The sequence below is a fragment of the Winogradskyella eckloniae genome, from assembly GCF_013249045.1.
In the GTDB taxonomy this organism is placed as follows: Bacteria; Bacteroidota; Bacteroidia; order Flavobacteriales; family Flavobacteriaceae; genus Winogradskyella; species Winogradskyella eckloniae.
Genome location: NZ_JABRWP010000010.1, coordinates 1 through 12,032, shown reverse-complemented (window position 1 = coordinate 12,032; position 12,032 = coordinate 1). Strand labels below are relative to the sequence as shown.

Sequence of the window (12,032 nt, the reverse complement as noted above, 5' to 3'; positions counted from 1 at the left end):
ATGCAACGCTTAATAAGAAGCGACACATTAATGAGAATGACACCAATTTAAAATTATGGCAAAAGAAGAATTAGAATGTTCATTTTGTGGAAGGAAAAAGCCAGAAACTAGCTTATTAATAGCAGGTTTAGATGCGCATATTTGTGACCGTTGTATTGAGCAAGCACATGGTATTGTTGTTGAAGAGTCTAAACAATCTGGAAATTCAGAATTAAGTGCTGAATTAATGCTAAGAAAGCCTAAAGAAATTAAAGCCTTTTTAGACGAATACATTATAGGACAAGAGTTTACAAAACGTGTCATGTCTGTAGCGGTTTATAATCACTATAAGCGTTTATTGCAAGCACCAACAGAAGATGATATTGAAATACAAAAAAGTAATATCATTATGGTTGGGCAAACAGGTACAGGAAAAACCTTAATGGCCAAAACCATTGCAAAAATGCTAAACGTACCTTTAGCCATTGTAGATGCTACTGTATTAACAGAAGCTGGTTATGTTGGTGAAGATGTAGAAAGTATTTTAACGCGCTTATTACAAGCTGCAGATTACAATCTAGAAAAAGCACAACGTGGTATTGTTTTTATTGATGAAATAGATAAGATTGCTCGTAAAAGTGATAATCCTTCTATTACTAGAGATGTATCTGGTGAAGGTGTGCAACAAGCTTTATTAAAACTTTTAGAAGGTACAGTTGTTAATGTTCCGCCAAAAGGTGGACGTAAGCATCCTGATCAAAAATTTATAGAAGTAGATACTGAAAACATCTTATTCATTGCTGGTGGCGCATTTGATGGTATAGAACGTGTTATTACTAAACGTTTAAACATGCAAGCCATTGGTTATAGTTCTATTAATAAAGAAAGTGTAGACAAGGACAATATTTTACAATATATAATTCCTAAGGATTTAAAAGATTTTGGCTTAATCCCTGAAATTATTGGTCGTTTACCTGTGTTAACTCACATGGATCCTTTAGATGCTAAAACGTTAAGAGCTATTTTAACCGAGCCTAAAAATGCTATAATTAAACAATACAAAAAATTGTTTGCTATGGATGATGTTGCGCTTTCAATTACAAATGGCGCTTTAGAATTTATAGTTGAAAAAGCCATAGAATATAAGTTAGGTGCCAGAGGATTAAGATCACTTTGTGAAGAAATCCTTACTGAAGCTATGTTTGAGTTACCAGGATCTGGAGAAACTAAATTAAGCATTACAAAAGCCTACGCAGAAGACCGATTAAATAAATCGACTTTAAAAAAGCTTAAGGCCGTGTCTTAACTTGCTTAAAAATCTTTAATAAATCAAAAAACCACAATTTCAATTTAGAAATTGTGGTTTTTTATGTTAAGGAATTAATTAATAATATTGCTAGCAATATTTGTTGAAAAGTTAATAGCACATTAATTTTCATCAAATATATGAACCTTCATTACAAGTTTGACCAAATGTTGCCAATTAATGGTTGAACTCTTAAATATTCATGCTCTATGGTTTTTAACTGTATATTTTTCAGACAAACCGTTAATGTTTTACGGTATTATAACTGATCTCCACTTTTGGTTCCATTTTTACAACAGACTTCTCCGGAAATGTATTAGGTGCTAGTTTTTTGGTGTAAGCTTCAAAACCTTCTTTTTTAATTATAATTTCATAATCATCATAAGGCTTTAACTTAAAACTATAGGACGCATCTACACTCGTTGTTTGTCTTTCTACCTCTTCACCTTCGTCATTTAACAAAACAATGGTTGCATTTGGTAATATCTTATTATCTTTAGTTGTAACAACACCTCGCAAATCTTTATACATCATTTCTGCTTTAAAATGATACATATTATATGCATTCGTTGACTTCCCTTTGTTAGAAGAAAACACACCTGTATCTCCATTTATAATCATAAACGCAATATCATCTTTGTTAGAATTAATGGCTCTTCCTAAATTTCTAGGTTTGCTGTATGCAATTTGCTTACGATTAGAAATAAAAATATCGTAACCACCAATACTATTGTGACCTTCGGAAGAAAAATATAGCTCCTTATTATCATCTGTGGTATAAGGATATTTTTCGTTCTTATCTGAGTTAACTTTATCTCCTAAATTTACATGACTACCTATACTACCATCTTTGTTAATTCTGGCCATATAGATATCAAAACCACCAAAACCACCTTTCATATTAGAGGAGAAAAATAAAAACTTCCCATCTGCAGAAACATGTGGGTTTTCCACAGAATAATCATCACTACTGATAGCAAGTTCTGTTTCGTTTATCCACTTTCCTTGAGAGTTTTTCTTCAATTCTGCTTTATACAGTTTATAATTTAACACATTATCGCGCTCACTACGCGTATAATAAATAGTGTGTTCATCTGGCGAAAACGCCACTTTCCCCTCATTTCCTTTAGTATTTAAAATTCTACTAAATAAAAAAGGCTGAGAAAAGCTACCGTTCTCTTTTACATCTAAACAAAATAAATCCGTGTACGGCTCCTTAGTTTTAGGATCTACACCAGACCCTAAGCCACCAATTTTCTTAGAAGACACAATGACTAGTTTATTTCTAAACATAGTGCTTGCTATTTCGGAGTAATTAGAATTTATTTGAGAAACTTTGACATCAAAAGCATAACCACTTTTGTTAAGAGCATCAACCTTTTTAGGTTTTACTGGGTCCGTAATGTCATACGAGGTGTATGTACAAAACAGTAGTGCGCAGAGCACGTGAATTGTAAATTTCATAATGTAGGGATAATGGATTAATTCAAATTCAATATACGTTGATACATACAAAATCTATCATTATTTCACATTTTTTTGGGTAAATCCCCTACTTTTAACGATAAAATAGTACAGATTGTTAATTTTTCGGTCAAAAAAACCTTACATTATTGACTATTGAGTTGTAATAATTCTTCTAAATACGCTCTAGAATTAGACAAACGTGGTACTTTATGTTGGCCGCCAAGTTTATCATTTTCTCGTAACCAATCGTAAAACAAATTAGGTCTAGCGCTATGAATTTTTGGCTTATTTAATGTCATATTATTTAAACGTTTGGCTTCATAATCAGAGTTTAAGGCCTGCAACTCTAAATCAAACAACAGCTCAAAATTAGACATATCTTTTGGTGGTGTTTTAAATTCTATAATCCATTCATGTGATCCTTTTTCTTTGCCTTCCATAAAAATTGGAGCTGCTGTATAATCCACAATTTCTGCTGATGTTTGTTGGCACACATTTTTAAAAGCACTTTCTGCGTTTTCAATAATTAATTCTTCACCAAAAGCATTAATATGATGTTTAGTTCTGCCTGTTACTTTTATACGATGAGGACTAAGACTTACAAATCGTATAGTATCGCCTATTTTGTAGCGCCACAAACCTGCATTTGTGGTAATTAATACAGCATAATTAACGTTTAGTTGCACGTCACTTAAAGGAATTACCGTTTGGTGTGGTGTTCCGTAAGTACCCATTGGAATAAACTCATAGAAAATTCCATAATCTAACATTAACAATAAATCACTAGAATTGTTTTGATCTTGAATAGCAAAAAAGCCTTCTGATGCGTTATAAATTTCGTAATATCTAAACTTATGAGATGGCAGTATGGCTTTGTATTGCTCAACATAAGGATTAAAACTTACACCTCCATGAAAGTAAACTTCGAGATTGGGCCATATATCAAAAAGACTATCCTTATTTGTTTTTTCTAATACATTGTTCAGTAATACCAGCATCCAAGATGGCACGCCAGCTAAACTTGTAACGTTCTCTTCTATTGTTTCTTCAACGACCGCTTGTAACTTAGCATCCCAATCACTCATTAGTGACACCTTATTGCTTGGTGTACTACTAAATTCGGCCCAAAACGGCATATTATCAATTAAAATAGCGCTCAGATCTCCAAAGACAGTCCCATTTTCTTTATACAATTCTTTACTTCCACCCAAACGCAAACTCTTACCTGTAAATAATTGAGCATCTTCGTTGTTATTTAAGTACATGCATAGCAAATCTTTACTCGCTGCATAATGACAATCTTCTAAAGACTCTGCACTTACCGGAATAAACTTACTCTTGGCATTAGTCGTTCCACTAGATTTAGCAAACCATTTTATAGCACTTGGCCAAAAAATATTTTGTTCACCATTTCTAGAGCGTTCTATTAAAGGTTGAAATTCTTCGTAATTAACAATAGGAATTCTTTGGTTAAATTCTCGGTATGACTTTATAGATTCAAAATTATATTTTCTACCTATTTCTGTATCCTTTGCAACTTTTAACAAGCTGAAAAGCAATTCATTCTGCACTTCATTGGGATATTTAATAAACAATTCTATTTGATGAAATCGCTTTTTTAAAAACCATGAAGCTATAGAGTTTACAATTGGAATTGGCATAGAATAGCTATCTTTACTCGCCAAGCGAGATGCGTTTATTATTAGTTATGGTAATTTTAAATCTTGTTGTTTAAAAGCATACTTTATAAAAAAGAATAAAGATGCAATTTGATAAAAATACTAAATTTCTTTTATGGTTTACACAGGAGTCCTCACAAAAATGCAAACAGAATTTTTAGAGCCTATTCAATACTATTTGGTCTTTGAAAATGATTTTATACACATGAATCAATTGCTAAATAAATCTATTAGCATGAAACTTGTTGGCCACCAATGTTTAAGCTGTGGATTAGATAGGCCTATTTATAGACAAGGTTTTTGTAGAACCTGTTTTTTTGATAAACCGTTGGCAGGTGATTGGATTATGCGACCAGAATTAAGTACAGCCCATTTGGGAAAAGAAGATAGAGATTTAGAGTACGAAAAGAAAGTACAACTGCAACCACATATAGTGTATTTAGCAAATTCTAGCAACGTAAAAGTGGGTGTTACAAGAAAAAGCCAAGTCCCAACCCGATGGATAGATCAAGGTGCACACGAAGCTGTGGAAATTGTAGAAGTGCCCAACCGATATTTAGCAGGTATTACTGAAGTTGCACTCAAAGCACATGTCGCGGATAAAACCAACTGGCGAAAAATGCTAAAAAATGATATTGAAGATGAAAATTTAATAGATTGGTCTCATAAATTAAAAGAATATATACCAGAAGAGGCACAAGAATATGTGATTGAAAATAATTCTGAAACCCATATCCTTTTCCCAGTAGACCAGTATCCAGTAAAACCTAAAAGCCTTAATCTTAGCAAAACGCCCAATTACTCAGGAAAACTAGTAGGCATTAAAGGTCAATATTTAATTTTTGAAGATAATACAGTTTTTAATGTGAGAGCAAATGAAGGCTTAGTAGTAGAGTTAGGTATTTAAATTTTAAGGTAAATAGCAAAAAGTTACTATTTGAAGTAAGACAGCAAATCAGATTTTTTAGAAGCAGATACCATAATTTCTTTTCCATTGCTTAAAATCACGCTACCTCCTTTTCCTTTGACGTATTTTACAATTTCATTGACATTAACCAAATAGCTCTTATGGACTCTGGCAAAATTTCCTTCGGACAAACTTTCTTCTATATATTTTAAAGTTTTGCTTACGAGTTTCTTTTTGTTGTTGCTTAAATATAATTCTGTGTAATTATCATCAGCTTTACAATACATAATATCTGAAGTTTCTATGACCTCAAAACCATCTTGCTGAGGCAGTGTAATTTTACCGATTACTGCATTGGTTTTTGGCACAAGTACTTGATCTTGTAAAGCGTCTTCTTTGGTTTTTATTTCGGTAACATAGTCTACAGCTTTTATTAACTCATCTATAGAAATTGGTTTCATTAAGTAATAAGAGGCATGCGCATTTAATGCATCAATTGCATAATGATTGTAGGCTGTTACAAATATGGTTTCAAAATCTATATCACCAACTTTATCAAGCAAATCAAAGGCATTACCATATGGCATTTCTACATCTAAAAACACAACATCTAAATCGTTATTTCTAATTAGAATAAGTGCTTCTTCAATATTTGAAGCCTCACCTTGAATTGAAATATTTGGGCAGTATTTAGTAAGGTAATTCCTAAGAATTAGTCTACTGTTTTCTTCGTCTTCTACTATTATGGCGTTTAATTTCATGTTAATCCTTTTTTAAGGTTACAACAACCTCTGTACCTGCATCTTCCAATTCTTGAAAATCGCTAATGGTTACGTCTACTTTATCTTTATACATTTCATTTAAAATGGCAACACGTTTTTTAATGTTGTTCATTCCTTTAGAGTTTTGCTTTTTTTGATGATCGGTTTTTAAAGCTTTTGAGCGTTGGCGTCCGATACCATCATCTGCAATTGTAATTGTAATTTCATCTTTAGATTTTGGCTCTATATTAATATTTAGATGGCCTTTTTCTGTTTTATAACGCAAGCCATGCCAAACTGCATTTTCTATATAAGGCTGCAGCAGCATTGGTGGTATCTTAAATTCTTCTACATCAATTGCTTCGTCTACATCTATGGTATAATCAAACTTATCTTGAAACCTAAAATGCTCTAGTTTGGTATATAAATTTAGTAACTCTATTTCTTTTTTCAACGGAATAAAATCCTCTTCACTGTTTTCTAAAACAGCTCGCATTAAAAGTGAAAAATCAGATAAATATTTATTAGCTGTTCGTTCATCGTTGGTTGCAATAAATGTGTTCACCGAATTTAAAGCATTAAATATAAAATGAGGATTCATTTGGCTACGTAATGATTTTAAGGCCAATAAATTGTTTGCTAAACGTTGCTGCTTTATGTATTTAAACATTAAATACCCAGTTATTAGCAGTAAAACTAAACCACCTATTAAACTATAAATTATAAGTTCTTGTCTTTTGTTTTTCTCTTGAGTTAACTCATATTTACTTCGCGATAATGCCCTATCACTCTCTAAAGATGTTATTCTGCTCTGTTGTTCTGCGATGTTTCTACTATAGCGAGCAACTTGAGAAATTTCTTGTATTTTCTTAGCATATTGGGCATCAATAACATTATTATATTCTTCACTATAAGCTATAGCTTCTTTTGTGTTTCCAGATCTCAAATGCGCTTCAGATAGTTTTCTGGTCGCATCCATTTTTACATCTAAATCTTCGCGCTTATCGGCTTCTTCTCTACTTTTTTCGTAATACGGAATGGCATTTTCCATATCATTCTGCAAATAATATGCATTCCCTATTTTATAGTTCTGCTTTTGCGTGGTAATAGGACTTTCATTAGTAATAACAGAGTCGCGTTCTATATCTTTAATGCCTTCAATAGCTTGTTTTCTCAGTAGTATTTCATCATCATAATCTGCATTATTACTATTAAACTCTGCTACTTTTACCTGTTCTTCTACCGCACGTTTTTTGTTTTCATTCTTCGCTAAATTCAAGGAATTATTAAAATACATTTTAGCTTTACTGGTTTGTCCTTGCTCACTGTAAACTTGTGCTATTTTAGAATTTAAGTCAGTTATTTTTGGTGCTATTAAATGTGTGTTTGCTATTTCTAAACCAGCTTCATAGGAGGCAATTGCCTCTTCATAGTTTTTAAGCTTTGTATAGGTATCTCCATAGCCTTCATACCAAACCGCTTTTTGATAATTAGATAAATTAGTCTTAGGTATTTTCTGGTACATTTCAAGACTTTTTTCAAAATCTCCATTGTTTCTATATGCCTTAGCAAGTTTTAGTTGTACAGATCGCGTTACGGTATTTTGAATACTAATTTTAAATGCAGAAATGGCTAAATCATAATGCTTCCAGTACATGTAAACATCACCTAATAATTCATGTGCCTGTGCACTCTGAGACATGTTAATATTAACATTTAGCGCATTACCAATAAACTTAATGCTTTTCTCCGCATCTTGCTTTAAATAAGCATCTGCAGAATCTATCATTGCATTAAATCGCTTCAGATCACTCGATTGTTTTTCTCTCCTACCTGTACGTTGGGCATCAATGACCTCAATAGATATACGCTCATTAGAGGTTATTGTATAATATTTGGTTTCAAAATCTTTATGACTAACTATTAACTCATCTCCAATCTTAGCTTTAATTCTAAATGTACCGTCACTTTGAGTTCTTGTAAATTCTCTTCCATTAATTAATATTTCAACATCTTTATATGGTGTATTTGTGCTCTTTTCATACACAGAACCTTTTATTGTAAAGACTACATCAGACTTGTTATCTCTTACTAATTCATTTTGTTGCGCATAGGACAAAATCCCAACGAAGCAAAATATTAGAAACAGCATATTTGGTTTAGAAAAATTCACAGTATTATTTTATTTCTTGGACTAAACTTACATACTTTATTTGGTTTCAAAAAATGTCAATTTTATTATTGCGCATATTTCAACCCTAAAAAAGCAGGATATACTAAAACAATAGACCTATTCACTCATGTAAAAGACCGCTTTACTCATTGGTGGTTTTTATCGTTGTTTTTTAGACAGAGTTTTACATCATAAATCAAAAAACGATACAAACATGAAAATCATCAATTTATCACTAATTCTGTTATTAGTCTTTAGCCTTAAACTACATGCACAACATAGAGGCAACTACAATGAAATTACTAATGATATTTCTAGACAAAATATCTTAACCTCTGGAAATGCACAAATCTATAATCCAACCGTTCAGCAGCAAATCAACAAAGTCTTATATCCAAGTAACGTGTTAACCATAGATGTTAAAGCGTTACAAAATGTAAACGCCACAACGTACACCGCCATATTCAATTTGTCTCAAATGGGCCCTTCCGCAGAAACTACCAATAAATTAATGAAGGCACGAATTGACAGTATAAAATACCGATTGAATAAAAAAGGCATACCGCAAAAAAACATAGCTATAGATGTCATCTCTTTTATCCCTATCTATGAAGTTGAAGTTACAAAAAAACTGTTTAGTAAAACCTATACTGAGGTACCTAAAGGATTTGAGTTACAACAAAACATTCATATTCAATTTACTAATACCAATCATTTTGAATCCATATTAGAAGCCTGCGCACAAAGTGAAGTCTATAACTTGGTAAAAGTAGATTACTATATCGAAAACATTAGAGAAGTATACAAAAACCTTCAAGAAGAACTTTTACAACTTGTTGATGAGAAAAAAGCATACTATAAAGCATTAGGCTTTGACATGTCTACATATAACGTGGCTATAGCAGATGATAAATACTGTTACTTTCCAAAAGATTTTTACCAAAGTTACCAAGCTTACAATAGTACTTCTGTAGAAGCTTTACAAAAAAACAAAGGGGTCACAACCGTCAAAAAACAAACATCTTATTATTATCAACCCTTGACTTACGAAAATTATGATGTTGTGGTCAATCCTTCAATTTTAGAGCCCGTAGTACAAATTGGCATGAATATTAAACTGGTATTTACTCCAAAACCCATTGAACAAAAACCTACGCCTAGCGTACAAACAAAAATAGATCATAAGTACTATGTAATCTCACCAAACGGTACTATTGATGTTAAAGAATTAAAAACTAATTAAAATTAAACATTATGAAAACATATTTTAAACCTTTTGTCATTACAGTAAGTTTGTTTACGTTGATGTCTTGTAATGCCAACACCAAAAACACTGAAACCTCTGATGAACTTATCGCAGAAACTGTAATTGAAACGTATACAAAAAAAGAAACTCCAGAAATTAAAGTTGCTTTGCTATTAGACACAAGTAATAGTATGGATGGTTTAATTGACCAGGCTAAAGCCCAATTATGGAAAATTGTTAACGAATTATCTTATGCAAAATGTGAAGATGAAAGTCCGAACCTAAAAATTGCACTCTATGAGTATGGAAACGATAATTTAAATGCCGATGAAGGTTATTTAAGACAAGTTATTGCCTTTAGTGATGACTTAGATGAGATTTCAAAATCCTTATTTTCATTAACAACAAATGGTGGTAACGAATACTGTGGAAAAGTCATTAAAACCGCCTTAAATCAACTAGAATGGGGAAACAGTAAAGAGGATTTAAAACTCATTTTTATAGCTGGAAATGAACCCTATTCACAAGGCAATGTAAGCTATAAAGAAGCATCAAAACTAGCGCACAACAACGATGTTACTGTGAACACAATTTTTTGTGGAAATTATAATCAAGGGATCACGGCCTTGTGGAAAGATGGTGCAGACTTAACGCACGGAGATTATATGGCAATTAATCACAACGAAGCAACAGTACACGTCGCGTCTCCATACGATGATAAAATTTTAGAGTTAAACAACAAACTAAATAACACTTATGTGGCGTATGGCAGAAATGGTCGCAAAAAAATGGAAATGCAAGCAGAACAAGATTCAAATGCTATGAGCTATAATAAAGCAAATGCTGTAAGCAGAACGGTAAGTAAAAGCTCACGCTTATATAAAAATAGTTCGTGGGATTTAGTAGATGCTGAAAAAGAAAAAGGCTTCTCTTATGATGATTTGGATGATAAACAATTACCAGAAGCACTAAAAGGTAAATCTAAAGCTGAAATTAAATCTTATGTTGAAAAAAAAGCTAAAGCTCGTGAAAAATTACAAGATGAAATTGAAGCCCTTAACATTAAACGAAGAAACTACATTGCTAAACAAAAAACAAATTCAACCAACAACTTAGAAAATGCTATGCTTGAAGCATTAAAAACACAAGCAGAAAAGAAAAACTATAAATGGGAATAATCTAAATCTTGAAAAAGAAAAAGGCTCAATTTTTATTGAGCCTTTTTTAATATAATTAGTTAATCGCAGGACAATTACATTCGTACTTCTCTCTTCTACAATTAAAGTTGAAACCTAAAGTAAACTGATGAAAACCACCTGTATTAAAATTCACTGTATTCGCCTGATAAGAATAGGTATACGCAAACACAAAATTATTATAATCCACACCTAAAAATGGCGTAATATATTGTAATTTTTGACTACTCACTCCAGTACCATCAAAGAATTCTGCACCATCTAAACTACGTCTATATGATAAACCACCCCAAACTTTACCAAAATCCATTTCTCTATAAACTTTAGCATTAATATCTATAGAAGATTCTTCAGTGGCATCTCTATACATATACATTATTGAAGGCTCGTAACTCCATTCGCTTCCAAATTTACTAAATGTATATCCAGAAGATAATAAATATGTTCTTAGATTTTTGAATTCAAATTGTCCATTTTCATTCACATTAACACCTTCGTTTTCCAAAATATTTTTTGCCGTAAAATGAGCATAAAAATCTACAAAATGATAAGAGAATCCAAAATCTATATTAAAATTAGTAGCACTCTGTTGCGATGGATCTACAATAGGATCAAATTCACCTGGTGCTAACCAACTAGATTGATCTAAATTATATTGTAAAAACCCAGCACTAAGACCAAATGATAACATATTTAAATCGATCTCATTTCTAGAAAACATTAAGTGGTAGGCAAAAGTTGCATAGCCACCAACTGTAGAATGATATCCATTTTCATCATTAAAAAGAACACCTCCCAAGGCTACAGGAGAATCTCCCAATCTGCCATTCATACTTAAAGTTTGAAGACTAGGCGCATCATCTACACCAAACCATTGCTGTCTTGCTGTTAACCTTATTTTGGCACAGTTCGCCACACCAGCCATAGATGGGTGAATTAAATAATAATTATCTGTTAAATAATCCGAATAGATAGGGATTCCTTCTTGAGCAAATCCAAAATTTGCTACTAAGGATATTAAGGCTACTAAACAATACTTTTTTAATTTCATATTTTTTTTATCGTTTCAAGGTAAAATGGGCTTTAAATTCTTTACGGATATCAGTGCCTGGCTCGTCATACTCTACTGTAAACCAGTAGTCGCTTGTTGGCATTTTATTACCATTAAACGTGCCATCCCAACCACTTCCGTCTGGACTTAATTGTTTTAACAACTTTCCGTATCTGTCAAATATATAAATTTTTGCATTACTTCCAATACCTGCGATGTTCCAAGTTTCATTAAATCCATCTCCATTGGGTGTAAAATACAATGGGT

10 protein-coding genes are annotated in these 12,032 nt (G+C 32.2%); 4 read left to right on the top strand and 6 right to left on the bottom strand.

The features are described from left to right. The first annotated feature begins 55 nt into the window (after nt 1-55). Nucleotides 56-1,285, top strand: coding sequence for an ATP-dependent Clp protease ATP-binding subunit ClpX (clpX, locus tag HNV08_RS14410; protein ID WP_173282062.1), 1,230 nt, complete (start codon nt 56-58; stop codon nt 1,283-1,285). Between the two features lie 243 nt (nt 1,286-1,528). On the opposite strand, the gene HNV08_RS14405 is transcribed toward clpX, so the two are convergent. Together HNV08_RS14405 and HNV08_RS14400 are read right to left on the bottom strand one after the other, a co-directional pair. Then, complete coding sequence (locus HNV08_RS14405; RefSeq protein WP_173282061.1) at nt 1,529-2,749, bottom strand: carboxypeptidase-like regulatory domain-containing protein; 1,221 nt, start codon at nt 2,747-2,749, stop codon at nt 1,529-1,531. A gap of 146 nt (nt 2,750-2,895) precedes the next feature. Continuing rightward, on the bottom strand, nt 2,896-4,413 hold the full coding sequence (locus HNV08_RS14400; protein WP_173282163.1) for a GH3 auxin-responsive promoter family protein: 1,518 nt from the start codon (nt 4,411-4,413) through the stop codon (nt 2,896-2,898). A 133-nt stretch (nt 4,414-4,546) separates the two neighbouring features. On the opposite strand from HNV08_RS14400, the gene HNV08_RS14395 reads away from it, so the two are divergent. Then, nucleotides 4,547-5,338 carry a DUF2797 domain-containing protein gene (locus HNV08_RS14395; RefSeq protein WP_173282060.1) on the top strand — a complete coding sequence of 264 codons (792 nt, stop codon included), beginning with the start codon at nt 4,547-4,549 and terminating at the stop codon, nt 5,336-5,338. 26 nt (nt 5,339-5,364) lie between these two features. On the opposite strand, the gene HNV08_RS14390 is transcribed toward HNV08_RS14395, so the two are convergent. Together HNV08_RS14390 and HNV08_RS14385 are read right to left on the bottom strand one after the other, a co-directional pair. Then, nucleotides 5,365-6,099 (bottom strand): LytR/AlgR family response regulator transcription factor, encoded by a 735-nt coding sequence (locus HNV08_RS14390; RefSeq protein WP_173282059.1) that lies wholly within the window; start codon nt 6,097-6,099, stop codon nt 5,365-5,367. A 1-nt stretch (nt 6,100) separates the two neighbouring features. Then, the gene (locus HNV08_RS14385; protein ID WP_173282058.1) at nt 6,101-8,251 is read right to left on the bottom strand and encodes a histidine kinase; all 2,151 of its coding nucleotides are present in this window, start codon (nt 8,249-8,251) and stop codon (nt 6,101-6,103) included. A gap of 235 nt (nt 8,252-8,486) precedes the next feature. On the opposite strand from HNV08_RS14385, the gene HNV08_RS14380 reads away from it, so the two are divergent. Both HNV08_RS14380 and HNV08_RS14375 read left to right on the top strand, forming a co-directional pair. Beyond that, nucleotides 8,487-9,515: an SIMPL domain-containing protein gene (locus tag HNV08_RS14380; RefSeq protein ID WP_173282057.1), complete on the top strand. Its 1,029-nt coding sequence runs from the start codon at nt 8,487-8,489 to the stop codon at nt 9,513-9,515. An 11-nt stretch (nt 9,516-9,526) separates the two neighbouring features. Further along, on the top strand, nt 9,527-10,696 hold the full coding sequence (locus tag HNV08_RS14375) for a vWA domain-containing protein (RefSeq protein ID WP_173282056.1): 1,170 nt from the start codon (nt 9,527-9,529) through the stop codon (nt 10,694-10,696). Between the two features lie 55 nt (nt 10,697-10,751). Here HNV08_RS14375 and HNV08_RS14370 read toward each other — a convergent pair whose 3' ends face one another. Further along, complete coding sequence (locus HNV08_RS14370) at nt 10,752-11,765, bottom strand: PorP/SprF family type IX secretion system membrane protein (protein WP_173282055.1); 1,014 nt, start codon at nt 11,763-11,765, stop codon at nt 10,752-10,754. A 7-nt stretch (nt 11,766-11,772) separates the two neighbouring features. Then, nucleotides 11,773-12,032: T9SS type B sorting domain-containing protein (locus tag HNV08_RS14365; RefSeq protein WP_173282054.1), on the bottom strand; the 260-nt coding region annotated here is incomplete at its 5' end.